Source organism: Bacillus mesophilum (assembly GCF_008923265.1).
GTDB lineage: Bacteria > Bacillota > Bacilli > Bacillales > Cytobacillaceae > Cytobacillus > Cytobacillus mesophilum.
On sequence record NZ_WBOT01000002.1, the window covers coordinates 417,872 to 442,348 of the forward strand.

Sequence of the window (24,477 nt, forward strand, 5' to 3'; positions counted from 1 at the left end):
ACCCCTTACTCAGGCTTCACTAAAAATAATGGCTGACCGTATTCTACTAACTGTCCGTCTTTTACAAGAATCTCAACAATTTCACCATTAACTTCTGCTTCGATTTCATTAAATAACTTCATTGCTTCAACGATACATACAATCGTTTCTTTATACACTTTGCTGCCGGCACTTACATATGGACCAGCTTCTGGTGAAGAGGATTGATAGAATGTACCAACCATTGGAGAAACGATTTTATGAAGGTTTCCTTCATTGCCTGCTGACGCGCTATGCTGTTCAGCTTCTTTAGCAGGCTGTGCTTCAACAGCAGCTGCAGGCTGTACAGTTGGCTGAGTATGTACTTGCGGCGCTTGCGCAATTGGTTTGAAAGACTCGGCAGACACAATCGTTTCGGATGTATTTTTCTTCATTTTTATTTTGGAGCCTTCATGCTCATATACAAACTCATCAATCGTTGAATCGTCAACAAGCTTAATTAATTCGCGAATTTCTTCTACTTTTAACATTTAATGCACCCCTTGTTCACTTGGCACTTCACTTCAATCAAAAGCTTAAAGAAGAAGTGCATAATTTATGACTAGCTACTATAATCATACGATAAGACCTTATGTTAATTCAACTGTATTATTGTTCTCTTATTATTTTCTCTATTTTCGATCATGATTCCTTTGGTGTTTGTAAATTCCTTAATTTATGGTGAATACGGTTTAAATTTGCCTTTTCTCTCTTAAACAAAAAGCAGCTGACGCGACCGCCAGCTGCTTTTAAGTCATTTTATTTTACTTGAAACTCAACTGCTACTGCTCCTAGATTTTCAATTTCATTCTTCGCTGCACGGATAATTTCATTTGCTGCTGATTTAGAATGTTCTTCAGCTTTTACAGTAATTCTTACTTCTTCACCCTCAGCACGGACGAGCACATCTTCATAGTTCATGGATTTGATTAGCATTTCTAATGTGTGTTCTTTGGTGGCAATTTCATTCAATTGCTCAATCTGATCCTTCGCTTCACTGATTTGGGCAGTTGTAGCTTCACTTGAAGCAACTACCGCTGTTAATGCCTCTTTCTCTTTGCTTCTTTGGTCATCTAAGTCCAAGCGCAGCTGAACAAACATTTCATCTGATTCTACTGTTGAAACAGTTGCATCTGCATTTTCCTCCTGCATCTCAGCTTCTTCTTCAGCAGTTCCTGTTTCTTCTGCATTTTCTTCCGCATTTTCTGCTTCTTCAATTCCTGCTAAATCCTGGCTTCCTTGTTCTGGAGACGTAATGTAATACACCGATAATACCACCACTAAACTTAACATTGTTAATAACCAAACCGTTTGTTTTTTTAATAACATCTATGATTCCTCCTCTTATTTTTTAGGCATTACAGATACTCTATGGCTAGGCACATCAAGTGCTCTTGTTACTGCTTCGATAATCATTTTTTTCACTTGGATATTTTCAGCTCCTTTGGCAACGATTAAGACCCCTCTGATGGCTGGTTTCTTCGTTTCTATCACAATAGGAACCTCTTTTTCTCCTTCACGGATGATGACGAGCTGTTCTTCTTTAGAAGTATCTTCAACAACCCTCTTTCCGCCTTCACGATCCGTTTCGTCTGTTGTTTGAGTTTGGCTTGTTCTATTTTTTTCAAGCACTTTTTTCTCTGTTGCATCCACATTGACGACAACTGATACATCGTCAACTCCTGCAATGGTGTCCAGCGCTTCTTTTATTTGTGATTCATACATCTTTTCATAGTCCGTTATAGCGCCTGTACTTTCTCCCTGCTTCTGGCCAAATGTGGCTACATCTTCTTTGCTGCTATCTTCTTCACTGTTATTAAACACCGGAAGCTCTGAGGTTGACTCTTCTTCACTGAAAAACATATTGCTTACCAGCATGATGGCAGCTCCAAAAAGGAGAACAAGCAGTAGATAATGGTATTTCCCAGGCTTTTTATCAGGCTGATTTTCCTTTGAGAGCCATTTTTTCAACAACGATATGGGCCCTTTATCTTTGTCCATTGCTGTTTATGCCCCCCCTTCCACCAATACTTCGATTATTTTTCCATCTACATCCCATGATTCGGAAAGGAGTGAGGCAATACGATCAGAGTTTTGATTCTCCGTACGTGAAGGCAGTGGTTTTCCGGTATTGATATCAACCGGTTCTACCGCTTCAACTGCTTCGCTTTCCTCTTGTGCCTGCTCCAGCTGTACAATCAGCTGCTGCAGGACGGGAATGTCGTTTTCATCCTTTTCATCAGATATTATTTCGATATGAGCGATTTGCAGCCCGTATTGTGCCATCAACTCCTCCTCTGCGTCCATTTTCAGTTGGACAGCCATGTTTTCTAAAATATATGCATCATGTGAGGCTTGTATTTCTTTTTTTTTCATTTCTATCGAATTTTCCATATTATTTTCATTTACAGCCTGAAAGGAGGGCACATCAGCAAATGCTTGTTCAAAATCCTTTGATATAAATTGCAGGATTGGAGTAAGAATTATCGCAATTAATAGCAATCCGGTGACCATCTTCGTATATTTCTGCAGCTTTGTATTCGGCAGCAGCATATCTATGACTGTTGCAATGAGAATAAATAGGATAATATTTGTAATCCACTCTTTAATAAAGTCCATCTTCTGCCTCCTTACCGGATCATCATCGTTAAATTTCCTGCGGCAATGATAACGGTTAAACTAAGGAAAAACATTAAAGAAACAACCGCCAATGCTGCAAATACATAAATGACACTTTTGCTGATAATATCCAGACAAGTGATGATTGGTCCGCCGCCAAGGGGCTGGAGAATGGCTGCAGCAAATTTATAAATGAAGGCGATCATTAAAATTTTGATTGCCGGAAATGCTGCAATAATAATTAAAATCGCTACTCCTGCAATACCGACTGTATTTTTCAAAAGGACAGAAGCACTAATCACTGTATCTGTTGCATCTGTAAACATCCGACCAATAACCGGGATAAAGTTTCCAGTGATAAACTTGGCCGTTTTGATCGTAATGCCATCTGTCACTGCTGAAGATGCCCCCTGTACAGAAATAACACCTAAAAAAACAGTTAAAAACAGACCGAGCAGACCAATGCTCCAATTACGCAATAAATTAGCCAGCTGCGTTACTTTATATTGATTGGATAAAGCACTGACAATGCTTAAAATGGCTGATAATAACAAAAGCGGCAAAATCACATACTGAATGAGCAATCCGCTTATATTCATTAGAAAGAGAATAACGGGATGGAAAAAAGCGGCTGATACAATTCCTCCTGATGTAGCAATCAGTGCCAAAAGCAAGGGAATCAGAGCCATTATGAATGAAATCATTGTGCTAATGGCATCTTGTGTATATTGCATGGCAACGTGAAAGCTGTTTAACGCAATAATCATCAGAACCATGAACACTATTGCATAAGCAACCTTGCTGATCGTACTTTGTTCAAAAGCGTTCTGCAGAGATTGCAGAAACATGCTAAAAACCGTTAACAGAATTAAAGTTCCGAGCAACTTTCCATTGACAATTAATTCATGAAAAGCAAACTTTAGAGCCCCTTTAGCCCATTCCTGAAAGGAAAACTGCTTGTCCCCTTTAATAAATTCATATAAACTTCCTTTTTGACTTTCTGGCAGGAAGCCTCCGTATGTGGTGCTGATTTCTTCCCAGAAGGTCTTTAATTCATCAAGATTCAAGGATTCTATTTGGCTGTCAAGCAAGTCTTCAGCATGAATGGCTGCTTCGGCATTATCTGTCTGCGGGGAGGCTTGTACACTCGGAATGAATAGGAAAAAAGCAAAAATACTTAACATCAGCACGTTCCGGATATAGTGCTTCATATGGACACCTCTTTAAAGGAATTACGACTATTGCTGCGTCTATTGGTGCAGTGCTTCAAACTAATTAGGGATCATCTGAACAATTGTTTCGATTAAGACTGTTAAAATCGGAATAGCCATGGCTAATATTAATATTTTTCCTGCCAGTTCAATTTTGCTGGCGATCGCTCCCTGGCCGGCATCCTTTGTCATTTGTGAAGCAAACTCTGCAATATAAGCAATGCCGATGATTTTTAAAATCGTTTCCAGGTAAACCATATTAACGTTTGCATTTACAGCAATCTTTTCAATCATCATGATGATGGCATGTACTTGGTCGATTAAAAATAAAAAAATGGCGCAGCCGGCAAACATAACGATAAAAAAAGCAAAATTGGGCTTTTGCTCTTTTACAACCAGAACTAAAAACGTTGCAACAAGACCGAGACCGACTATTTGAAGAATTTCAATGGCAGCCGCCTCCCTTAGCCCTGGAATAAAAAGACCGATTTAATTTTTTGAAATAGGTTATCGACGATAGAGGCAACCATAAACAAAATATAGATAAAACCAAATAATGTAACCCACTGCGCATATTCCTTCTTGCCAACTTGATCAAGAATAGTATGAAGAAAGGCAACGACAATTCCTACACCAGCAATTTTAAAAATAATATCAACTTCCAAGCCCATTATTTACTCCTCCTAAGGTCTCGCCCTCTTGGTTCATTTAGATTGATTTGAAGAATATTATATTAATAAGATGATAATGAGCAGACCAGAAAGAAATCCAAAGCTTTTGGCCATTCTTTCATATTTCGCCTGTTTTTCATGTGCATCATTGACTTCTCTTTCCAAATGAGCAAGCGCAAGCATGATCTGCTTTTGCTGAGAAATGCGATCATGTCTGCCCAGCGTTTCACCAAACTGTTTCATAATCTCAAATTCCCCTTGCTTTAATGCCGTCTTGCTCCAGATCTCTTTTAAGCTATCCTCCCACGCGTCTCTAACCGTCGTCTCTGTCTCTGTTAACCTATTAGAAAATGACGAGAAAAATGAAGCCAATGGATTAGATAGCTGCGCGGATAGCCTTCTTGCCGCTTCATGCAGAGGCGTATGGCCATACATGATTTCTGCATCCAGCGACTGCAAAGCTGATTTTAGCTGTCTCAGCTGCCGAGGCCTTTCACTTAGATGCCTTGAGGCTTCAAAGCCGATCCACGAGGTAGCAAGTATGATTAAAATGGCACCGATGACCTTTACCATTTTGTCATCGCCAGCTTTTCAGATGTCACAAGCAGACCTTGTCCATCTCTAATTGCCTTAATACCGCCCGGTCCATGCTTACGATCCAGTTCAATAAATCGCTCAAATATGCCTGCTTCTATGATCGGGGCTAAGGTAGGACGCTGCCTGATTTCTTTAAAAGAGGTGCCATGTGTAGTCATAATCAGCTTAATTCCAGCATTTACAGCTTCCATGATCGCTTCTTTATCTTCATGAGATCCTATTTCATCCACGATTAATACGTCTGGACTCATGGACCGGATCATCATCATCATACCCTCGGCCTTTGGACAGCCATCGAGAACATCAAGACGGTGTCCAAATGTCATTTCTGGAATACCGTTTACACTCCCGGCAATCTCAGATCTTTCATCAACAATCCCGACTTTTTGAGCTTGAAACCGCCCCGAAGGATCTCCGCTTGAAATGATCCTTGCAATATCACGGAGCAGGGTTGTTTTTCCGGTTTGCGGCGGACCGATAATCATTGAATGCTGCCAGCCGCCGTTATAAATAAAAGGAATTAATTTTTCTGCTATGCCAAGCTGTTCTTTGGCAATTCGAATATTGAAAGAGGAAATATCTCTTATGGCTTTCACCTTCCCTCCTTCAAGGATGACTTTTCCGGCTAGACCAATGCGATGACCGCCTTCGATCGTAATAAAGCCTCTCTTCAACTCTTCTTCTAATGTGTAGATCGAATGGTGACTGATTTTATTTAAAAGCTGAACAGCATCATCATGTGTAGCGATATAGGGCAAGAAGCTTGTCTCACCTTTCCAAGTCAATTCCAGCGGACGATGAATTCGAACACGTATTTCTTCAAGCTGTGATAGATGATCTGGAGGAATATGCTTGCAATGATCTGAAATGTTATTTGGCAAATAGGCTAGAATGTTTTCCAAAACGCAGTGCCTCCCTTTAAAAATTCAACAGCTATTGGACTAGCTTTCATTACTTAAAATGTATGCTTGGGAATGGACTTTATGACCTTGTTTGAATTTTTTTAGGTGGATATTAAGGAGAGGCAGTGTTCATGCAATTTTAACCGTGGCATTCCTTCTTATGAGCAATGCTGTGACTCAAGCAGAGGAAGAAATATTACGAATTAGAAGATATTCATTAAAGGGAAACGAAGACATCTCCCTGAATAAAATAGATAAGACCAACAATAATCACAAGTGGAGGAGAGAGAGAATGGTATACGGTCAATCATTTTATCGGGAAACTGGACATTCTGCTTCAAAGAAACGAATAACGGTTGTCGGCGTGGGAGAATGGAAAATACAGCCGACCGAGGCGCAAATCCAGCTGGGCGTGAGAGAGGAACAGAAGACACTAAATGAGGCTCAAGCTCTCAGCACATCTAAGGTGACAAGAATTATAAAAGGGCTAAGAGAACAAGGCATTCCTGAGGAACAGATTCAAACGGCAAGTTATCAAGTGTTCCCTGTTTATGACTATCATGAGGGTACACAAGTTCTGCGGGGCTATCAAGTTGAACATCTACTGCAGATTACAGTAAAGGAATTAGAAAAAACAGGAGAGGTTGTTGATACAGCTGTACAGAATGGGGCAAATTTAGTGAACAGCATTCTGTTTACTTCTTCACCCCCAAATGCCTATAAGCAGCAAGCACTATCAATTGCCGTATTTAATGCTCTTGAAAAAGCAGAAGCTATTGCCAGAAGCATGGGTGTTCAATTGAATAAAACACCGCTGCGTGTCTCAGAACAATTTCATACTGATGGAATAACCCCTTTCAGCAGTACGGCTCTAATGGCTAAAGCGGAAGCAGTTCCAATTCAGCCGGGAGAACTAACAATAAAAAGCAGTATAATTGCAGAGTTTTCTTATTATTCATAAACAGAAAATCCCGAGGGGCAAATAACCCTCGGGATTTTTGTCTGATGCTATTGATTATGCACGAGATACGTAAGAACTATCAGTCGTATTAATGATCAGTTTGTCGCCTTCGTTAATGAAGAATGGCACTTGAACACTTAAACCAGTCTCCATAATTGCTGGCTTTGTACCGCCTGAAGCAGTATCCCCTTTAATGCCCGGCTCTGTTTCAGTTACAACAAGCTCAACTGTATTTGGCAGTTCAATTCCAAGAGATTCGCCTTGGAACAACATAATATGAATTTCCATGTTCTCTTTCAAAAACTTCAATTCGTACTCAATTGAAGTTGCAGGAAGTTCGATCTGCTCATATGATTCATTGTCCATGAATACATGCTGATCACCATTTGCATATAAATATTGCATTTTACGGTTATCAATTTGCGCTTTTGCTACTTTTTCTCCTCCACGGAATGTTTTTTCCTGGATTGCACCTGTACGCAGGTTTCTAAGCTTTGAACGAACAAAAGCAGCACCTTTCCCTGGCTTAACATGCTGGAAATCCAGTACGCGCCAAATGCCGTTATCTACTTCAATTGTCAATCCTGTACGAAAGTCATTTACTGAAATCATGCAAAAAATCCTCCAATTTTCATTACAAAATAATTAATTCTTTTTTAGAATGAGTAAGCGATTCATTATGATCAGCTGTAATAATCGTATCATCTTCAATACGAACGCCGCCTACGCCTGGAATGTAAATTCCTGGTTCTACTGTTACGACCATGCCTGGCTCTAGAACAACTTCTGATTTACTGGAAAGCCCTGGGCCTTCATGCACTTCAAGACCGATTCCATGACCTGTTGAATGTCCAAAGTATTCGCCAAAGCCTTTTTCAGTAATATGATCACGAGTTAAGGCATCAGCTTGTTTTCCAGTAAGACCTGGTTTAATTCCATTCATTCCTTTTAATTGTGCTTCTAAAACCACGTTATAGATTTCTGCAAGCTGATCTGACGGCTGTCCAACAGCAACTGTACGAGTGATATCTGAAATATAACCGTTATACAGTGCACCAAAATCCATTGTGACAAAATCACCACTTTCAATGACTTTATCACTTGCCACACCATGCGGATAAGCTGAACGGTATCCTGACGCAACAATAATATCAAATGACGAAGAAGTAGCACCAGCTTTTCTCATAAAGAATTCCAGCTCATTCGAAACCTCAATTTCCGTTTTGCCTGGCTTAATGAAGTTTAATATATGCGAAAAAGCATCATCCGCGATCTTCGCAGCTTCCTTTAATATCTTAATCTCAGATGCATCCTTAATCAAGCGCAACTTTTCAATAACACCGGAAATCGGTACAAGTTCGGCTGAAACAGCTTTTTCATACGTTTTAAAGCTGGCAAATGATACATAGTCCTGTTCAAATCCAAGCTTTGTTATGCCCAGCTTTTTCACCTGTTCTTCTACCTCAGCAGGAATCACGCCAGTATGCTGAACAATTTCATAGCCCTCGCATTGCTTGCCTGCTTGTTCAACATAACGGAAATCAGTGATAAAAAGTGATTTTTCCTCACTTATTAAAACCACACCAGCACTTCCAGTAAAACCAGACATGTAACGGCGATTATACGAACTCGTAATCAGCATTCCATCAATGCCTAATTCAGTAAACTTTGAACGCAATTTTTCAATTTTTTTCCCCATGTTTCTCTCTCCTTTATAAATCCAATAATGCAAGAAGGGCCAGCTTATAGCCTTTTATCCCTAAGCCAGTAATCTGTCCCTTACAAACAGGTGCAAGCACAGACGTATGGCGAAAAGATTCTCTTGCATGGATATTTGATATATGTACTTCGATAACAGGAACTTGTATTCCTGCAATAGCATCCCTAAGGGCATAGCTATAATGGGTATAAGCACCAGGGTTAAAAATAATGCCTGTACAATCAGAGGCGTTTGCTTCCTGCAGCTTATCAATTAAAGCTCCCTCATGATTGGACTGAAATGCAGAAAGCTCGGCTCCATGCTTTGCTGCAGCTTCTTTCATTTGCTCTTCGATCTGCAAAAGAGTGACAGCACCATAAATGCCAGGTTCTCTTTTCCCGAGCATATTCAGATTCGGGCCATTCAGCAACAGAATTTTTTTCATTCCCCACACCTCTGCCAAACAATTTATACAACACTCTTATTTTATCACAATTATGGCAATTGAATAAAAAAGAAAGTTTGAGACACGAAAGAATGTTCAAAACAGGTATGAATTTTAATAGAAAGACTACCAGTTGGCATGAGACCAAAGGTGAAGAAATACAGCATTAGCTCCAGATTTAAAACGTGCCTATAATTTTGATCTGATCTGACCTGCTCTGAAATGATCTTCAGAACAGGTTTTTATCTGCATCCAAAAGACCTTTAACTGCGCGCATCGGCTTCTTCTGCCTTTTGTTCCATTTTCTTTATTTCGCTATTTTCATAAGAAATTGAATAACCCACAAACACTCCATATAAAATGTATAAACAACCTGAAGTTATTATTGTATTTCTTTCCAGCTCCCCGAACGGAGGAATCCCTGGGAAAATTGGATTCAGCACCAAAAATACTAATAAAAATAAGACAATTCCGTACCCCATTCCGATCCAGATACTGTAGAATCTTCTTAATAGAGCATAATAAATGAGAGCAGCAACAATGGAGATCGCTCCCATAAGTAAAATTGAGATGACGATCCCCAGCCAGCCATCTTTCCAATCTCCAATTGTCCATGGCTCTAATATTGTATTAGCAGGAATCTCTGTAAAATTAAAAACATGTGCAATATAACCTACACCACTCCAGAGTATCCCGCCTACCAGGCCAGTTAAAACCGTCATCATTAAAAATGACATCGGCTTTTCTTTTTGATTTTGCTCCAGTTTTTTGTTATCTTTATCAGCCAAAATAAACACCTCCACACCTAGTATGTCCCGCTGCAATTATTCCTTTGCATGTTCAATAGAATTTAATAAGGCATATGTTTGGTGCTGCATGATTATTGGATGACATGAAACGAGCATTAAACCTCTTTTCTTAAACATATTTTTATTTCTTCTAAAGGTTTTGACGCAGAAAAAGAGAATTTATTATAATAACGAATACAACCTTCATTTTTATCGTTTAAAAATGTCTTTTATGGAAAAAATATATAGAAGTATATCGTGCCTGAAATTGTTATGCAAAATTCTTTGAATAACAAGTACCTAAGGAGGTGGCATTCTTGAAGAATCGAGTTTCATTTTATGTTGTTGCAGCACTCATTATTTTGGGGGTATTGGGAATTGCCGTCAGTGTATTCTCTGATCCAGCTGGCGTTTTGCGCACAGTCGCCATAGCTGCGATTGTCATCGCAATAATCTATTTTCTGATTACGCGTGTAACCTCCAGTAATACTGGCAATAAAGAAAACCATGCGTTTAAACAAGCTGCCAGAAAATCCAAAAAACGGTTTATGAAAAAGGACGCGACTTCAAGTGCAAGCCGCAAAACAAAAACTGCTTCCCTAACCTCTATCAAAAAACCAAAGAAAAAATCATCTGTACAGCTCACTGTTATAGAAGGAAAAAAGAGCAAAAGAAAAAATCGGGCATCTTTATAAAGAAGCCCGTTTTTATGTTTTTAATAACTCCATTTTGAAAAAAACTCCTGAGCACACTGTCTTCCCAGTTCAAGCAGATCATTTCTTCTTTCCTCTGTCAATTCGAATTCAGTTGCCAGTACGCCATCTGTCGGAATAAAAATAATATTTTGCGCATGTTTCCTGGAGATATAACGAGCATCATGTGCATCTTTCATCGTTTCAAACAATGCTTCATACAACTTAAAAGCATTATTAATTTTCTTAGGCTCACGCTCATTTAAATTGTGGCTTAATTTAACGCCAAGTACCGGCCGCACTTTTTTTACATTTTCTTTATCAAAAAGCCACATTGGAAAATTGCTTAATACACCGCCATCTACCATCAGACTTGTTTGATTCTGGGCATGCAATTTAACAGGTTCAAAAAAATAAGGAAGACTGCAGCTCATTCGGATTGCTTTTGCAACAGAAAATGACCCTGGGTCGATTCCATAATTCGGGAGGTCATCTGGCAAAACAACAAGTCTGCCGTTCGTTAAATCTGACGCAACCACCCGAAGAGCCTGTGGCGGCAAGTCAGAGAACGTCTTAATTCCTCTAATTGCCAACTTTTCTGCCATCCACTTTTCAAGCTCTGCGCCTTTGTAAAGCCCCAATCTCCAATACAAGAAAATCCACTTTGTCACAGCAAACGGAATAAATGCTTTCCGATCATCCATAAATGTCTTAACATCCAGTTCCTTCATTAATTCAGCGATTTCATCACTTGTATATTGAGCTGCAATTAAGGCTGCCACAATTGACCCGGCACTTGTTCCAGCTACCCTTTTAAAGCGGAAGCCCCGCTTCTCCACTACTTCATAAGCACCAACTAACGCAAAACCTTTAATGCCTCCCCCTGAAAACACGCCATCAATAAACATGTTTGCCACCCCCTGCGCAGAACTCGCCTATTACATCTTTAAGCAGTGGTAATGGAAAATAGTACGATTTTATTTATTCAGCATTGGAGTGATATTTAAAATAAAGATATAAATTGGTTCAGTGGCTTGGGTGAGGAAATCCTAAAGAAAAAGAGAGAGGCTGGGATACGACGATCCTCCAGCCTCTCTCGGTTGCTATATTATCTTTTAAAATTCCACTCATCGCTTTCATATCGTTCTTTTGCAATTTTATAGACGTATGCCAATTCTTCTTCTGTTAGCTCATAAGGCTCAAGTTCAATATCCAGGCCTTCCTCAAAACCTGCTTTGAACGCTTTTTTTGCCATTTCAATGGTTACGTTCTCTTTAGCAATTGCATTGATTGCCACTGCTTTGCTTTTGAATGCTTTTTGCATTCTTTCTTTTACGCGCTCATTGGGATATTTAAATAAACTAAAGAGCTTGTCTTCATCAAGATCCAGCAGAATCGAGCCATGCTGCAGGATGACCCCTTTCTGTCTCGTTTGTGCGCTTCCAGCTACCTTACGTCCTTCTACAACTAGCTCATACCAGCTTGGTGCATCAAAACAAACAGCTGAACGGGGGTTTTTTAAGGATTCGCGGTCTGCTTCTGTTTTAGGAACGGCAAAATAAGCATCCATTCCAAGATTGTGGAATCCTTTTAAAATTCCTTCTGAAATAACACGGTAAGCTTCCGTAACCGTTTTAGGCATCTTAGGATGTTCCTCTGAAACAATAACACTATATGTAAGTTCATGCTCATGCAAGACACCTCGGCCACCAGTTGGGCGGCGCACAAATCCAAGCCCATGCTGTTTGACCATGTCCATATTTATTTCCTTCTCGACTTTTTGAAAATAACCAATTGATAATGTCGCTGGTTCCCATCCATAAAAACGGATAACCGGCGGGATTTTTCCTTCGCTGTTCCAATCAAGAAGCGCTTCATCAAGCGCCATATTAAATGCTGCCGAATGATTTCCTGAATCAATAAACCGCCATACTTCCTTTGCCATTTTAAACCCTCTTTTACGAATTGTTATTTACTTGCTGTCAATCCAAAGTTTAGCAAACTTCCATTTAGAAAAAAAGCAATTGTGTTTCACATAAAAATTTATCTGTTTTTCTTTACTCATATAGTGATGCCTTATATAATTATACTTGTCTTATCATATGTGTGAAAGGAGAAAGACACATTGGATATCCTTTATTTCCTTTTGATTATGCTTGGTGCGATTGTTGTTTATTCTGTCGTTAACTGGCTAATTCAGAAGAGAATCGTTAAAACACTTACAGAGGAAGAATTCCGGGAAGGCTACCGCAAGGCACAGCTGATTGATGTCCGCGAGCCAAACGAATACGAAGCTGGACATATTCTCGGTGCAAGAAACATCCCATTATCACAGCTTAAAACGAGACTTCAGGAACTGCGTCCTGATAAGCCTGTTTATCTATATTGCCAAAGCGGCATGAGAAGCGGCAGAGCGGCTCAACTTTTAAACAGAAAAGGCTACAAAAACCTTAGTCATCTGCAGGGCGGCTTCAAAAAATGGAGCGGCAAGGTTAAGAAAAAATAAACTCGTGCACTTTGCACTTATACTTCATATTTGAAATTTTGCTTGTCAGCAATTTTATTTTTTGAAAGTATAAAACAGCAAGAGGCTGCCTTTTCTGTGAAGGAGCCTCTTTTGCGTTTATTTTATTTTTAAAACATTGATATTGAAATTTCCTCTTCTGAACAAGAACAGAGAACAATCCTAAAGGGGATACTATCGTGCGTTTCATTCGAAAAATCCATCAATTTTTTACCGATAAACCGATTCACAAAGGAACCGTGCTTAACCAGCACTATGAAGTATTGAATATAATAGGTGCAGGAAGTTATGGACTTGTGTACTTATGCATTGACCGATTAACGGTCGAGAAAAAAGTGATTAAACAGCTTCGTCCAAGTAAATATCAGAACAAAAAGGAAATAGAACTATTTAAAAATGAGGTTTCTATTTTAAGGAGTCTAGACCATCCTTATATCCCGAAGGTTTATGATACGTTTGCAAGTCATGGAACTGTGTTTTACGTCATGAACTTAATTGAAGGAGATAATTTAGAGGATCTCATATTTAGTAAAAAAACTACCTTTAATGAAAAAGAATCCCTGCTCGTCCTTACTCATCTGCTTCATTTCATAAACTATCTTCACGAAAAAGACATTTACCATCAAGATATACGAATCCCAAATGTCATTCACAACAAAGAGGAGTATTATTTAATTGATTTAGGATTAGCACAGTCACCCAAAAATCACGATGACAAGCTGGAAATGAAGCTGCAGGATTATTATGATTTAGGAGAGATTCTGTTATATTTACTGTACACCACTTATACATCTAAACATAAAAAAGCTCTTCCATGGACAGAAGAACTTTCAATAAAATTAGAAACAACTATCTTGTTAAAGAGGCTTTTGCAAATTCAGGCTCCCTACGGAAACATTGCTGAAATTTCAGCAGATCTTCAATTAGCATTAGAAGCACAGAGGGAACCCGATTAACTGCTGCTTCTGCCTCTCCGTTTATAATATTTGCTTCCGCCCAGCGGATTGCGTTTGTAGCCTCGACTGCTGCTACTGCTTCCCCGGCCATAGTATTTCCGGTCACTGCTGCTGTAGCGGCGATTATGGCGTCTTCGATCACTGCTGTCACGGGACATCTTTGTAATCTGCTTTAATATTTTTTTAAACATAAGTACCCTCCTCTTCTGATTGAATGCAGTCTTTGTGTTTTTTCACTTCTTAACATACTAATCAGTCTAAGGTCACTTCATGGTTTTAGGCAAGTTTTAGGTATAATATGCACACTCACTCTTCATTTTGTGATGATCGGTACATGTCACACCTCTATCTCCTGATCAAACAACGCCCCTTGTTTTACATATTGAATGATTTTTGTACATTCGCTCTTCACACGTTGTCTGCCAATATCGCTAAGAAACCAGTTATCTTCCCTTGTATTCTGATCTTCAGCATAGCACAGGGTGTATTCAATCCAGTTAGGCATATAGGTTTTTAACGTTAAATGCAGCCTTCTCATATGCCAAGAAGCAGTGACAACTAGCAGCCGCTTCATTTTATACAGGTGAAATTCTCTATTTAATAAAAGAAGTGAGGCAAGAACATTCTCTAATGTATGTAAGGACACATCTTCCACTAAAATATCTTTTTCTGGAATCCCTAATCTAATGGCTTCTTTTTTTAACAATTCTGCCTCTGAATCACTGTTTCCATTCCACTTTACTCCGCCTGCAAAAATTAATTTATCCGCTCTTCCGTCACGATATAAATCAACAGCTTTTGGCAGACGGTACTGGATTGCCTTACTGCTGCCTGCTACAAATATACAATCCCCATTTTTCTGATCATCTTCAATACCCGAAAATAACAATTTGGACATTTGAAAATCTGTCAGCTTTTCAGCATCTAATTCGGAAATGAGCATTTGCCACCTCTATTTTTCTATAAAATTTACATATTAAGTAATTTCAACAATCATTGCCGGAATCCTTCTTTCATCTTTTTGCCGCCACTGCAGTTACAGATTGGCAGCAGATGTATCCACTTAATGGCTTCATTCAAGAATACCTGCGTAAAATATCCCTTTTTCGGTTGAGATTTATACTAATATAGCTTGGATTATATTACCTTTTACAAAAAATAGCATGTAAAGGGAGTCTAGTAGTATACTAATACTTTAAATTAATGGGTATGCATACTTATAACTAACAAACTATATAAAAAGGGGCATGGTTATGAAGAAAGAGATTTTATCCGTATACTATCTAAGAGTATTCGCTATGCTTTTTGTTGTATTTGTTCACACTACTGCTCAATATCGGCACTTATTTACGGTAGATTCGATTCAGCATCAGTTTTATCATTTTATGAATAACTTTGTTCGTGTCGAAGTTGGAATTTTTATTATGCTGGTAGGAATTGTTTTTTTCTATATTTATAGAAACAAATCATTTACCCCTAAGGAACTTTATCAATATGGGAAAAAACGTGTCATCTTTATATTGGTGCCTTATATCATTTGGTCTCTTATTTACGAGATGGAACAATTGTATTTAGGAACAAGGGTTTTTAGTATCCCTAATATATGGGAGAATATTTTATCCGGAGGCAGCAAGTATCAACTGCATTTTATTTATTTAGTCGTTCAATTTTATTTACTGCTTCCTTTTATGATCATGATTGTCAAAAAGTCTCATCTCCTAAAAAAATACCTTTGGCTCATTGGGATTATTCTCGAATTCTTTTTCTTTATGATGAGAATGAATTATGGCTGGGATAATTTCCGTTTTGTTAATTCGTTAGGTGCATTTTTACTTGGGGGCTGGATTGGTCTTCATTATGACGAAATAAAAGCGAAAATGACAAAGAAAAAAATGTGTACCTTCGCCATTCTATTTTTAGCATGTAGCATATCAGTCATATACATTCGTTACCAAAATTCTTTCATTGAACAGATTGCCATTCCTGATAGTGTCTATAAATTACTTGTTATGGGTTTTTATGTAGGAGGAAGCTTCTTTTTCTTTTACATGTCAGAAAGGTTCAGTACAGCATTTAGTGAGACCACGACAAAAAGATTTAAAAATGTAGCATCCTATTCATTTGGTTTTTACTTGCTTCATCCACTTGTGTTATATCAAGTAATGAATCTACTTCCTACAAGGGGAACAGGTTTATCTTTTCATATTATGATTCCCTTACAGTATATAATTACTGTCATTTTGTGTTATTTAATCATCTGGCTGGCACATTCATATCTGCCTTATGCTAGCTTCTTATTTGGAAAGCTGCCTAAAAAACAGGAACAATTTTGGAAGGTTAAGAAAAGTGAACAAGCAAGTGAATCAATTTAGTTAAACGGAGACAGCTCGCTTGTTCCCAATTAGAATGCCCTGACTGAGAGAAATCTCAGCAGGGCTTATTTATATACAAAGTAATATACAGCTTGTTACATAAGGTTTTCAGCAAAGAAAAATTACGAAAAGCTAACATGTATGAACGGTTTTTTCATACAATATTTTAGAGGTGATCGCCGTGACAAGAGTAAGGTATACCAGTAAAGATATTGATTTAATTGCAAGAATGATGAGAGCAGAAGCTGAGGGTGAAGGACAGCTTGGGATGCTGATGGTTGGAAATGTTATTGTCAATCGAGCTGCAGCTGATTGTTTAGATTTTAGGGATGTAAGAACGATAAGGGATGTCATTTTTCAAGTTCAAGGCGGCAATTATTCATTTGAAGCTGTACAAAAAGGCAATTTATTTTATAGCCCGGCAAGAGAGGTTGAGAGAGAACTGGCACGCAGAGTGGTGAAAAATTGGCGGCAGCATCCTTCAAAATATGCTCTTTGGTATTTTAATCCTTATGCGCCATGTCCGCCAACATGGTATGGCCAGCCATTTGCCGGGCAGTTTAAACAGCATTGTTACTACGAGCCGCAAGCCAACACATGCGAAAGCGCCTATAGATAATTATTCATTAAAGAAAAGGATGCCGCATTGATGCAGCATCCCTTTCTATTTATATTATTGTTTTACGTACTTCAATACAGGCTTTCTGGCAGCCAGAGTTTCATCTAGACGGCCAATAACCGTTGTATGAGGAGCCTCCTGAACGATTTCTGGATTTTCCTCAGCTTCTCTTGCAATTTGCAGCATAGCATCAATAAAGCTGTCGAGCGTTTCTTTTGATTCTGTTTCTGTCGGTTCAATCATGATGCACTCCTCGACATTAAGCGGGAAGTAAATGGTTGGCGGATGATAACCAAAATCAAGCAGGCGTTTGGCAATATCAAGTGTGCGTACCCCAAGCTTTTTCTGTCTCTTTCCGCTTAGAACGAACTCATGCTTGCAATGTCTGTCAAATGGCAGATCGTAGGCAGAAGACAATCTTCTCATCATATAGTTTGCATTTAATACTGCATATTCCGTAACAGCCTTTAATCCATCTGGACCCATTGTGCGAATGTACGTATAGGCACGTACGTTAATGCCAAAGTTTCCATAGTATGGTTTTACACGGCCAATTGAATCTGGTCTGTCATAATCAAAAGTAAATACATCATCTTTTTTCACAAGAACTGGCTTTGGCAAATAAGGAATCAGATCTGCTTTAACGCCAACCGGACCAGATCCTGGACCGCCGCCGCCGTGCGGGCCTGTGAATGTTTTATGAAGATTAAGGTGAACTACATCAAAGCCCATATCTCCAGGGCGAGCTTTAGATAAAACGGCATTTAAATTGGCTCCATCATAGTAAAGCTTACCGCCGGCACCGTGAATGATTTCAGCCATTTCAAGAATATTTTCTTCAAACAATCCAAGAGTATTAGGATTCGTCAGCATGAGTGCCGCTGTGTCATCTCCCACTACACGCTTTAAATCTTCCAAATCCACTAATCCATGTTCATTGGATTTAACAGTAACTGTCTCAAAGCCTGCAACGGTTGCAGAAGCAGGGTTTGTTCCATGAGCTGAGTCAGGCACGATGACTTTTGTGCGATTTGTATCGCCATTTGCTTCATGGTAAGCACGGATCATCATTAGCCCAGTCCATTCGCCATGTGCTCCGGCAGCAGGCTGAAGTGTTACTTCATCCATCCCTGTAATTTCCTTTAAGTGCTCCTGCAGGTCGTACATTAATTCCATAGCACCTTGAACAGAGCTTTCGTCCTGAAGCGGATGAACATGTGCAAAGCCATTGAAGCGCGCAACATTTTCATTGATTTTCGGATTGTATTTCATTGTACAAGAACCTAGAGGATAAAAACCTGAATCTACACCATGATTCCGCTTTGATAAGGCCGTATAGTGGCGCATGATATCAAGCTCAGAAACTTCCGGAAGATCGGCTTCTTCCACGCGCAAGTATTCTTCCGGCAGCATTTCGCTCATATCAACCTCAGGTATATCCAATTCCGGCAAGCTGTAGCCAATACGTCCTGGCTTTGTTAGTTCAAAAATAAGCGGCTGATCTTCCTTATGCATGATAATCCCCCAATTCTTGTACAAAAGTATCGATTTCTTCTTTTGTTCTTAATTCTGTCACTGCAACCAGCATGTGATTAGCCAGCTCTGAATAATCTCTGTGCAGATCATATCCGCCGATTATTCCTTTTTTCAATAACTCAACATTTGCTTCTTTAACAGGTTTATTTAGCTTAACCACAAATTCATTAAAAGAAGGTCCTTCGAAAGCAATCTCAAATCCAGCTTTTTTGAATTGATTTCTTGCGTAAAAAGCCTTTTGCATGTTCGCTGCAGCCATCTCTTTTACGCCTTTTTTCCCAAGTGCCGTCATGGCTACTGAAGCTGCCAGTGCATTTAATGCCTGATTAGAGCAAATATTCGATGTAGCTTTATCGCGGCGGATATGCTGCTCACGTGCCTGCAATGTTAAGACAAAGCCGCGGCGGCCTTCCTCATCCACTGTCTGCCCAACTAAACGTCCAGGAACTTTACGCATTAATTTGCTGCTGACTGCAAAATATCCACAGTGTGGTCCTCCGAATGCAGTAGGAATGCCAAATACTTGTGCATCTCCTGCTACAATATCCGCTCCAAAGGCACCAGGCGGCTTTAGTGCACCAAGCGCAAGAGGGTTGCTCGATACAACAAACATTGCTTTATGTTCATGAATGATTTGCTCAAGCTCCTTCATCGGCTCAATCCGGCCAAAGAAGTTCGGATACTGCACGACAACAGCTGCAATTTCATCATTCATCATAGCGCTTAATGCTTCAAGATTTGTCACACCATCTTTATGAGGAATTTCAATTACTTCAACATACTGGCCTTTTGCATATGATTTAACAACTTCCTTGGATTCTGGGTGCACAGCACTTGAAACGAGCACCTTTTTGCGGCGAGTTTGCCCTGTTGAAAGCATGGCAGCCTCTGCTAAAGCTGTTCCGCCGTCATACATAGAAGAGTTTGCTACATCCATCCCTGTTAACTCACAAATCATCGTTTGAAATTCAAAGATCGCCTGCAATTCTCCTTGTGAAATTTCAGGCTGATAAGGTGTGTAAGCTGTGTAAAATTCGGACCTGGACAATACATGGTCAACGATGACAGGCATATAGTGATCGTAAACTCCAGCACCAAGGAAACTTGAATGTGTTTTAAGATCAGCGTTTTTTTGTGCCAGTAATGTCAGTTCTTTCATTAAGGCAGTTTCCGGTTTTGCAGGTTTAATATTGTATTCACCTTTAAAACGAACTCTTTCTGGAATATCACTGAATAACTCATCTACTGATTGAACGCCGATTGCTTCGAGCATGGCATTTTTATCTGACTCTGTCATCGGTAAGTAGCGATGTTTCATGTGTTTGGCCCCCTATTAATTCTTCTCTCTTTTATAAAAAGGTGTAGCGGCAACCTGTGCTTTTACACGCTTTCCGCGAATTTCCACTTCTACTTCTTCATTTACAACAGCATGTTCTGTCTTTAATAAGGCTAAGCCGATATTTTTCTTTAATGTTGGTGATTGTGTACCCGTTGTTACTTCGCCGATTTTTTCATCGCCTTTGTAAACAGGGTAGCCATGACGGGGAATTCCCCTCTCAATCATTTCAATTCCAACAAGCTTGCGCGGGATGCCGTTTTCTTTTTGACTTTCTAGAGCTGCTTTTCCAATAAAGTCAGCTTCTTTATTCAGTTTCACAGCAAAACCGATGCCTGCCTCAAGCGGTGAAATATCTGCGGAGAGCTCTTGCCCGTAAAGTGCAAGATTGGCTTCAAAACGCAAAGTATCCCGGCATCCTAGTCCGCATGGCAAAACACCATCTTCCTTTCCGGCCTCTAAAATATCTTTCCAGATAGCAGCTGCATCTTCTGTTTTGCAATATATTTCAAATCCATCTTCACCTGTGTAGCCTGTGCGTGAAACAAGCGCTTGTTTACCATTTACATCAACATTTTCCTGAAATTTAAAAAATCCGATTGAAGATAAATCATCGCTTGTCAGCTTTTGCAAAACTGTTTCTGCAAGCGGTCCCTGCAGTGCCAGCTGTGCGTATTGCTCTGATAAGTTAATAACCTCTACATTTCCTTCTTCATGCTGTTTCAGCCAATCGTAATCTTTATCAATATTCGCTGCATTGACTACCAGCAAATAGTGTTCATCTTTTAATTTATAAACAAGTAAATCGTCAACTGTTCCGCCGTTTTCATAGCACATGGCTGTATATAAGGCACCAGCATTTTTTAGACGCGAAACATCATTTGTCATCATTTTTTGAAGATAGCTTAGGCTGTCTGGTCCTTTCACTTCAATTTCTCCCATATGGGATACATCGAATAATCCAGCTTTAGTTCTTACTGCTTCATGCTCTTCTTTAATGCTGGAAAACTGGACAGGAAGATCCCAGCCTCCAAAATCAATTGTTTTCGCACCGTATTCCTTATATACATCAAACAAAGGTGTGCGCTTTAATTGTGACATTTACTTGTCCTCCTCTAATTTGAAAGTGAAAACTTAGAAAATTCAGGAACAGCAAAATTCATCAAAAAAGGACAGAAAATCCCCTCATATAATCTGAGAAGACCTCTGTCCTTTCACCTGAAAGTTTAACCATATGCATGGCTGTCCTCTTGGGTGGCCCTTTTATGGACTCTCTCCAGAGATGCGTCAAGCAAGAGTTCTTTTGCCTGAGAGATTCACATGTGAATGCTTGCTCCTTCGGCGCTGCTTAAATAGCAGTCTCTCCCCTTGCTGTCATTCGCATTATAAAAATTTTCCAAGATGGTCATACTGATAGATAAGCAAAAATGTCTCGTATGAAATAACGCATCATGCCATCTTGCATTAGCATTTCAATATTCATACCGGTCACTAAAAAGTTAATGGAATCAATCAAGATTTCATAAAAAAAGATGTCAGCCATTTTCATAATGTGACAAATTTCAAAACTTTCAAAGCTATTTACATCCTAACACCTCCATGTAAATTGAGCAACAATTTTTATCAGAAGAAATAAGAAAATCATCCGTAATCTCTTAATTATATTCATATTTATAGACATCCTAACAAATATTAATAGCAAAACACGAACATTTAATACATAACATAATTAAATATTCGCGAATATACTCTCATATATTTATGTTCTGCATCTTTGCTTCATCTGAAAGGAGAGAATCATTTTTATGTCTGTGCAAATTGAGTTTGATTCATCATGGGAAGAAGAATTTTTTAAGAGAATTGATTCTGATGGACCCTGGGGGAATTGGGAACTTTACAAACTAGCAATTGAGGTGGAGAATCATACAACCATTCCGGAATTTGAAGGCTTGCAGGCACCTGAGCATCTTCCGAATTTAACGCCGCTTCCCCATCAGCTGGAAGTCGCCAAGCAGGTTGTAGAAAATATGAATGGCAAAGCAATTCTTGCTGATGAGGTCGGTTTGGGCAAAACGATTGAAGCAGGGTTAATACTAAAAGAATATATGATTCGCGGGCTTGTGAAGAAAGTATTGATTCTAGTCCCGGCTTCCCTTGTTTCTCAATGGGCAATCGAGCTGAACAGTAAATTTTTCATTCCTGCTATTGCCCAGAAAAAAAGCTATGTTTGGGAGCAATGTGATGTCGTTGTTTCCTCGATTGATACAGCTAAACGAAATCCCCACCGGGATATTATTAATAACCTTGATTATGATCTCATTATTATCGATGAAGCTCATAAACTGAAAAACAATAAAACAAAGAACTATGAATTTGTACAGGGCTTAAAGAAGAAATTTTGTTTACTGCTGACAGCAACACCCATTCAAAATAGAATCAGCGAGATTTTTAATCTTGTTTCACTCTTGAAACCAGGGCATTTAGGCAATGAAGCTGCCTTTTATGAGAAGTATAAGAAGGACGCACGTTCGCTGGATGACCATGATCATTTGAAGGAACTCGTCAATAAAGTCATGATCCGCAACCGCAGAGCAGATACAGGCATTGAATGGACAAAAAGGCATGTGGAAACAATACCCATTGAGTTTTCGGAAAAAGAAAGAGCCTTATATGATGCTGTATCCGCTATTCGCTCAGATGAAACAATGTCATCCAGCCAGTTCTCTATCATGACTTTGCAGCGTGAGGCATGCAGCAGCAGAGAAGCTGTCTATTACACCCTCAGAAACATGCTGACCAAACAAGAAAATCCATCTGCTCAGTTTCAAGGCAGCATACAAAAGCTGGTCTCCATCGTCGAAGCGGTTGATAAAAATTCAAAAGCAGAAAAAGCACTTGAATTAATTCAAAAAATTAACGACAAAGTCATTATTTTTACCGAATATCGCTCAACACAGCTTTACCTGCAATGGTATCTCAAGCAGCATGGAATTACATCAGTTCCATTTAGAGGCGGCTTTAAACGGGGCAAAAAAGACTGGATGAGAGAGCTTTTTCAAAAACATGCGCAAGTCCTTATTGCGACAGAAGCCGGCGGAGAAGGAATTAACCTTCAATTCTGTAATCATATGATCAATTTTGATCTTCCTTGGAATCCAATGCGTCTTGAGCAGCGGATCGGCCGTGTTCACCGCCTTGGTCAGGAAAAGGATGTTATGATCTATAACTTTGCCATTAAAGATACGGTAGAGGAACATATTCTAAAGCTTCTTCATGAAAAGATACACCTGTTTGAGAAGGTGGTTGGCGAACTGGACGATATCCTGACGAAACTTGAGTTTGGCAATATTGAAGATCATTTGCTTGATATCTTTGGAAAATCTTCTTCTGAAGGCGAGATGAAGATTAAAATGGACAATCTCACAAGCATGATCCAATTCGCAGAAGATATGAAGGAAGGGAATATACATGCAGCAACATGAAATACATAGTTTCCTCGTTAAATACTTTCAGGCCAATGAATGCGCAATAATTGAGCAGGGTCCTGGTTTTTTACGAGTACAGCTGACGATTGAGCTTGATAAAGAGTTAATGAACAGGCCGTTTTATTGGCATTATCTTGAGAAAACAGGCGGAATACCAAATCCTATGCAGCTAACATTAATCACAAATAAAATGCTGGCACCTGAAAATATGCAAGGCGAGGTCATCCATTTTGGCTCCCCTCGCTTGCATCAAATTTTCCAATCAGCCAGAAGCTTAGCAGGCTATATCCGCCTATATGAAAACCATCAGCATCAAAATGGGACCCAAATACCGCTGCGCCCATGGCTTGGGATGAACGTCCGTATTTCGTATCAATGTGACCGTAAAAAAGATATCTTTAAATCCATTGGACTGCAGCTTATTAATGGCCAAATGATTGAAAACTTTCATGATAAGCTGCTAACAATGAACTTAACACCAAAAATCCCTGACTATTCTTTCACGCTTTCGCCTATCATCATGCCCAAAAGCGGAATGACGAGAGTCGCGGGTTTCCTGCAAAACAGCATTCTTCAAGAAGACCATACATGGGCAGAAGAAGCGAGAGAACGGTGGAGCAAGGATCTTGATCTGCTCGAACATTTTTATGAGGATGAGGAAGAAAAAGCCGACAGCTATGAAATTGAAAAAAAAGCACTGCAGGAGCAATACGAACCAAAAATATCAATATCAATGGTCAATGGAGGATTGTTTTATTTAACAGATCATGCAGTTTCATAAGAAAAAGCAAGAATGCTGTTTATGGCATTCTTGCTTTTTTATGAAATTCTATCTTTAATACTAATCTTTCCGTTTCGTTTTCAATCCATAATAAAACACATACGGAATGACACCAAACCAGCGAAATAAAAAGGGTTCTTTTTCAACCTTCTTCTGCTGCCTATATTTCTTCCGTTCATCTTTTGGCTGATCCATATATTTAACAAAGGTTTCTGTCATAAACTTCACATAGTCATTGGATTTCATTTTGTCACCTTCTTTGCAG

The 24,477-nt window shown here is 39.2% G+C and carries 29 protein-coding genes and 1 riboswitch; of the genes, 8 read left to right on the plus strand and 21 right to left on the minus strand.

All coding sequences use genetic code 11. The annotated features are described in order from the left end of the window. Positions 1 to 5: 5 nt before the first annotated feature. The 9 genes from accB to spoIIIAA all read right to left on the minus strand — a co-directional run bounded on the left by accB (position 6) and on the right by spoIIIAA (position 6,018). Entirely contained in the window at positions 6 to 509 is a 504-nt protein-coding gene (gene accB / locus F7732_RS06950; RefSeq protein ID WP_151573197.1) for an acetyl-CoA carboxylase biotin carboxyl carrier protein, read from the minus strand. Positions 510 to 777: 268 nt separating this feature from the next. Then, positions 778 to 1,347 carry a SpoIIIAH-like family protein gene (locus F7732_RS06955; protein WP_151573198.1) on the minus strand — a complete coding sequence of 190 codons (570 nt, stop codon included), beginning with the start codon at positions 1,345 to 1,347 and terminating at the stop codon, positions 778 to 780. Positions 1,348 to 1,362: 15 nt separating this feature from the next. Next, positions 1,363 to 2,019, minus strand: a complete 657-nt coding sequence (gene spoIIIAG / locus F7732_RS06960) for a stage III sporulation protein AG (RefSeq protein ID WP_151573199.1) — start codon at positions 2,017 to 2,019, stop codon at positions 1,363 to 1,365. 6 nt (positions 2,020 to 2,025) lie between these two features. Further along, positions 2,026 to 2,637, minus strand: a complete 612-nt coding sequence (gene spoIIIAF / locus F7732_RS06965) for a stage III sporulation protein AF (protein WP_151573200.1) — start codon at positions 2,635 to 2,637, stop codon at positions 2,026 to 2,028. 11 nt (positions 2,638 to 2,648) lie between these two features. Beyond that, on the minus strand, positions 2,649 to 3,848 hold the full coding sequence (spoIIIAE, locus tag F7732_RS06970; RefSeq protein ID WP_151573201.1) for a stage III sporulation protein AE: 1,200 nt from the start codon (positions 3,846 to 3,848) through the stop codon (positions 2,649 to 2,651). Positions 3,849 to 3,908: 60 nt separating this feature from the next. Next, on the minus strand, positions 3,909 to 4,298 hold the full coding sequence (gene spoIIIAD / locus F7732_RS06975; RefSeq protein ID WP_240056581.1) for a stage III sporulation protein AD: 390 nt from the start codon (positions 4,296 to 4,298) through the stop codon (positions 3,909 to 3,911). A 14-nt stretch (positions 4,299 to 4,312) separates the two neighbouring features. After that, positions 4,313 to 4,519 (minus strand): stage III sporulation protein AC, encoded by a 207-nt coding sequence (spoIIIAC, locus tag F7732_RS06980; RefSeq protein ID WP_009332905.1) that lies wholly within the window; start codon positions 4,517 to 4,519, stop codon positions 4,313 to 4,315. A gap of 57 nt (positions 4,520 to 4,576) precedes the next feature. After that, the gene (gene spoIIIAB / locus F7732_RS06985; protein WP_066443755.1) at positions 4,577 to 5,092 is read right to left on the minus strand and encodes a stage III sporulation protein SpoIIIAB; all 516 of its coding nucleotides are present in this window, start codon (positions 5,090 to 5,092) and stop codon (positions 4,577 to 4,579) included. Further along, on the minus strand, positions 5,086 to 6,018 hold the full coding sequence (gene spoIIIAA, locus F7732_RS06990; RefSeq protein ID WP_151573202.1) for a stage III sporulation protein AA: 933 nt from the start codon (positions 6,016 to 6,018) through the stop codon (positions 5,086 to 5,088). The genes spoIIIAB and spoIIIAA overlap by 7 nt, the downstream gene beginning before the upstream one ends. Positions 6,019 to 6,310: 292 nt before the next feature. Between spoIIIAA and F7732_RS06995 the strand changes: the two genes are divergently transcribed. Continuing rightward, positions 6,311 to 6,979 (plus strand): SIMPL domain-containing protein, encoded by a 669-nt coding sequence (locus tag F7732_RS06995; RefSeq protein ID WP_161598840.1) that lies wholly within the window; start codon positions 6,311 to 6,313, stop codon positions 6,977 to 6,979. Between the two features lie 54 nt (positions 6,980 to 7,033). Here the strand turns inward: F7732_RS06995 and efp are convergent, their stop codons facing one another. The 4 genes from efp to F7732_RS07015 form a co-directional block, all read right to left on the minus strand. Further along, entirely contained in the window at positions 7,034 to 7,591 is a 558-nt protein-coding gene (gene efp, locus F7732_RS07000; protein WP_151573204.1) for an elongation factor P, read from the minus strand. A 22-nt stretch (positions 7,592 to 7,613) separates the two neighbouring features. Continuing rightward, positions 7,614 to 8,678 (minus strand): M24 family metallopeptidase, encoded by a 1,065-nt coding sequence (locus F7732_RS07005; RefSeq protein WP_151573205.1) that lies wholly within the window; start codon positions 8,676 to 8,678, stop codon positions 7,614 to 7,616. Between the two features lie 13 nt (positions 8,679 to 8,691). After that, on the minus strand, positions 8,692 to 9,123 hold the full coding sequence (gene aroQ / locus F7732_RS07010; RefSeq protein WP_151573206.1) for a type II 3-dehydroquinate dehydratase: 432 nt from the start codon (positions 9,121 to 9,123) through the stop codon (positions 8,692 to 8,694). Positions 9,124 to 9,386: 263 nt separating this feature from the next. After that, positions 9,387 to 9,911, minus strand: a complete 525-nt coding sequence (locus F7732_RS07015) for a YqhR family membrane protein (RefSeq protein ID WP_151573207.1) — start codon at positions 9,909 to 9,911, stop codon at positions 9,387 to 9,389. 308 nt (positions 9,912 to 10,219) lie between these two features. Between F7732_RS07015 and F7732_RS07020 the strand changes: the two genes are divergently transcribed. Next, a complete protein-coding gene (locus F7732_RS07020) occupies positions 10,220 to 10,606 on the plus strand; it encodes an SA1362 family protein (RefSeq protein WP_240056556.1) in 387 nt (128 codons plus the stop codon). A gap of 20 nt (positions 10,607 to 10,626) precedes the next feature. Here the strand turns inward: F7732_RS07020 and F7732_RS07025 are convergent, their stop codons facing one another. Continuing rightward, on the minus strand, positions 10,627 to 11,511 hold the full coding sequence (locus F7732_RS07025; RefSeq protein ID WP_151573209.1) for a patatin-like phospholipase family protein: 885 nt from the start codon (positions 11,509 to 11,511) through the stop codon (positions 10,627 to 10,629). Positions 11,512 to 11,711: 200 nt separating this feature from the next. Continuing rightward, on the minus strand, positions 11,712 to 12,548 hold the full coding sequence (locus F7732_RS07030; protein ID WP_151573210.1) for a lipoate--protein ligase family protein: 837 nt from the start codon (positions 12,546 to 12,548) through the stop codon (positions 11,712 to 11,714). A 180-nt stretch (positions 12,549 to 12,728) separates the two neighbouring features. Here F7732_RS07030 and F7732_RS07035 point away from each other — a divergent pair, with 180 nt between their 5' ends. Together F7732_RS07035 and F7732_RS07040 are read left to right on the plus strand one after the other, a co-directional pair. Then, positions 12,729 to 13,109 (plus strand): rhodanese-like domain-containing protein, encoded by a 381-nt coding sequence (locus tag F7732_RS07035; protein WP_066443721.1) that lies wholly within the window; start codon positions 12,729 to 12,731, stop codon positions 13,107 to 13,109. 197 nt (positions 13,110 to 13,306) lie between these two features. Continuing rightward, entirely contained in the window at positions 13,307 to 14,083 is a 777-nt protein-coding gene (locus tag F7732_RS07040) for a serine/threonine protein kinase (protein WP_338024077.1), read from the plus strand. Here F7732_RS07040 and F7732_RS07045 read toward each other — a convergent pair. Together F7732_RS07045 and F7732_RS07050 are read right to left on the minus strand one after the other, a co-directional pair. Further along, positions 14,080 to 14,274: a hypothetical protein gene (locus F7732_RS07045; RefSeq protein WP_151573212.1), complete on the minus strand. Its 195-nt coding sequence runs from the start codon at positions 14,272 to 14,274 to the stop codon at positions 14,080 to 14,082. The two genes, F7732_RS07040 and F7732_RS07045, sit on opposite strands and share 4 nt — an antisense overlap. 146 nt (positions 14,275 to 14,420) lie before the next feature. Then, positions 14,421 to 15,026: a YdcF family protein gene (locus F7732_RS07050; protein WP_151573213.1), complete on the minus strand. Its 606-nt coding sequence runs from the start codon at positions 15,024 to 15,026 to the stop codon at positions 14,421 to 14,423. Between the two features lie 310 nt (positions 15,027 to 15,336). Between F7732_RS07050 and F7732_RS07055 the strand changes: the two genes are divergently transcribed. Next, positions 15,337 to 16,455: an acyltransferase gene (locus F7732_RS07055; protein WP_161598841.1), complete on the plus strand. Its 1,119-nt coding sequence runs from the start codon at positions 15,337 to 15,339 to the stop codon at positions 16,453 to 16,455. Between the two features lie 181 nt (positions 16,456 to 16,636). Then, on the plus strand, positions 16,637 to 17,074 hold the full coding sequence (locus F7732_RS07060) for a cell wall hydrolase (RefSeq protein ID WP_151573215.1): 438 nt from the start codon (positions 16,637 to 16,639) through the stop codon (positions 17,072 to 17,074). A 54-nt stretch (positions 17,075 to 17,128) separates the two neighbouring features. Here the strand turns inward: F7732_RS07060 and gcvPB are convergent, their stop codons facing one another. From gcvPB to gcvT, 3 genes are read right to left on the minus strand one after another with little or no spacing between them, the layout of a single operon-like run. After that, the gene (gcvPB, locus tag F7732_RS07065; protein ID WP_151573216.1) at positions 17,129 to 18,589 is read right to left on the minus strand and encodes an aminomethyl-transferring glycine dehydrogenase subunit GcvPB; all 1,461 of its coding nucleotides are present in this window, start codon (positions 18,587 to 18,589) and stop codon (positions 17,129 to 17,131) included. After that, positions 18,582 to 19,928, minus strand: a complete 1,347-nt coding sequence (gene gcvPA / locus F7732_RS07070; protein WP_151573217.1) for an aminomethyl-transferring glycine dehydrogenase subunit GcvPA — start codon at positions 19,926 to 19,928, stop codon at positions 18,582 to 18,584. The genes gcvPB and gcvPA overlap by 8 nt, the downstream gene beginning before the upstream one ends. Before the next feature lie 15 nt (positions 19,929 to 19,943). After that, positions 19,944 to 21,047, minus strand: coding sequence for a glycine cleavage system aminomethyltransferase GcvT (gcvT, locus tag F7732_RS07075; RefSeq protein WP_151573218.1), 1,104 nt, complete (start codon positions 21,045 to 21,047; stop codon positions 19,944 to 19,946). Between the two features lie 184 nt (positions 21,048 to 21,231). Continuing rightward, positions 21,232 to 21,324, minus strand: a riboswitch (glycine riboswitch). Between the two features lie 427 nt (positions 21,325 to 21,751). Between gcvT and F7732_RS07080 the strand changes: the two genes are divergently transcribed. Both F7732_RS07080 and F7732_RS07085 read left to right on the plus strand, forming a co-directional pair. Then, positions 21,752 to 23,428, plus strand: a complete 1,677-nt coding sequence (locus F7732_RS07080; protein ID WP_151573219.1) for a DEAD/DEAH box helicase — start codon at positions 21,752 to 21,754, stop codon at positions 23,426 to 23,428. Next, the gene (locus tag F7732_RS07085) at positions 23,415 to 24,212 is read left to right on the plus strand and encodes a YqhG family protein (protein ID WP_151573220.1); all 798 of its coding nucleotides are present in this window, start codon (positions 23,415 to 23,417) and stop codon (positions 24,210 to 24,212) included. The genes F7732_RS07080 and F7732_RS07085 overlap by 14 nt, the downstream gene beginning before the upstream one ends. Before the next feature lie 60 nt (positions 24,213 to 24,272). Here the strand turns inward: F7732_RS07085 and F7732_RS07090 are convergent, their stop codons facing one another. Next, positions 24,273 to 24,458, minus strand: a complete 186-nt coding sequence (locus tag F7732_RS07090; RefSeq protein WP_151573679.1) for a YqzE family protein — start codon at positions 24,456 to 24,458, stop codon at positions 24,273 to 24,275. Positions 24,459 to 24,477 lie beyond the last annotated feature (19 nt).

Coding starts and splice junctions, on each gene's coding strand:
- accB (WP_151573197.1), bottom strand. CDS start 509: ATGTTAAAAGTAGAAGAAATTCGCGAATTAATTAAGCTTGTTGACGAT.
- F7732_RS06955 (WP_151573198.1), bottom strand. CDS start 1,347: ATGTTATTAAAAAAACAAACGGTTTGGTTATTAACAATGTTAAGTTTA.
- spoIIIAG (WP_151573199.1), bottom strand. CDS start 2,019: ATGGACAAAGATAAAGGGCCCATATCGTTGTTGAAAAAATGGCTCTCA.
- spoIIIAF (WP_151573200.1), bottom strand. CDS start 2,637: ATGGACTTTATTAAAGAGTGGATTACAAATATTATCCTATTTATTCTC.
- spoIIIAE (WP_151573201.1), bottom strand. CDS start 3,848: ATGAAGCACTATATCCGGAACGTGCTGATGTTAAGTATTTTTGCTTTT.
- spoIIIAC (WP_009332905.1), bottom strand. CDS start 4,519: ATGGGCTTGGAAGTTGATATTATTTTTAAAATTGCTGGTGTAGGAATT.
- spoIIIAB (WP_066443755.1), bottom strand. CDS start 5,092: ATGGTAAAGGTCATCGGTGCCATTTTAATCATACTTGCTACCTCGTGG.
- F7732_RS06995 (WP_161598840.1), top strand. CDS start 6,311: ATGGTATACGGTCAATCATTTTATCGGGAAACTGGACATTCTGCTTCA.
- efp (WP_151573204.1), bottom strand. CDS start 7,591: ATGATTTCAGTAAATGACTTTCGTACAGGATTGACAATTGAAGTAGAT.
- F7732_RS07005 (WP_151573205.1), bottom strand. CDS start 8,678: ATGGGGAAAAAAATTGAAAAATTGCGTTCAAAGTTTACTGAATTAGGC.
- aroQ (WP_151573206.1), bottom strand. CDS start 9,123: ATGAAAAAAATTCTGTTGCTGAATGGCCCGAATCTGAATATGCTCGGG.
- F7732_RS07025 (WP_151573209.1), bottom strand. CDS start 11,511: ATGTTTATTGATGGCGTGTTTTCAGGGGGAGGCATTAAAGGTTTTGCG.
- F7732_RS07030 (WP_151573210.1), bottom strand. CDS start 12,548: ATGGCAAAGGAAGTATGGCGGTTTATTGATTCAGGAAATCATTCGGCA.
- F7732_RS07045 (WP_151573212.1), bottom strand. CDS start 14,274: ATGTTTAAAAAAATATTAAAGCAGATTACAAAGATGTCCCGTGACAGC.
- F7732_RS07050 (WP_151573213.1), bottom strand. CDS start 15,026: ATGCTCATTTCCGAATTAGATGCTGAAAAGCTGACAGATTTTCAAATG.
- F7732_RS07055 (WP_161598841.1), top strand. CDS start 15,337: ATGAAGAAAGAGATTTTATCCGTATACTATCTAAGAGTATTCGCTATG.
- gcvPB (WP_151573216.1), bottom strand. CDS start 18,589: ATGCATAAGGAAGATCAGCCGCTTATTTTTGAACTAACAAAGCCAGGA.
- gcvPA (WP_151573217.1), bottom strand. CDS start 19,928: ATGAAACATCGCTACTTACCGATGACAGAGTCAGATAAAAATGCCATG.
- gcvT (WP_151573218.1), bottom strand. CDS start 21,047: ATGTCACAATTAAAGCGCACACCTTTGTTTGATGTATATAAGGAATAC.
- F7732_RS07080 (WP_151573219.1), top strand. CDS start 21,752: ATGTCTGTGCAAATTGAGTTTGATTCATCATGGGAAGAAGAATTTTTT.
- F7732_RS07085 (WP_151573220.1), top strand. CDS start 23,415: ATGCAGCAACATGAAATACATAGTTTCCTCGTTAAATACTTTCAGGCC.
- F7732_RS07090 (WP_151573679.1), bottom strand. CDS start 24,458: ATGAAATCCAATGACTATGTGAAGTTTATGACAGAAACCTTTGTTAAA.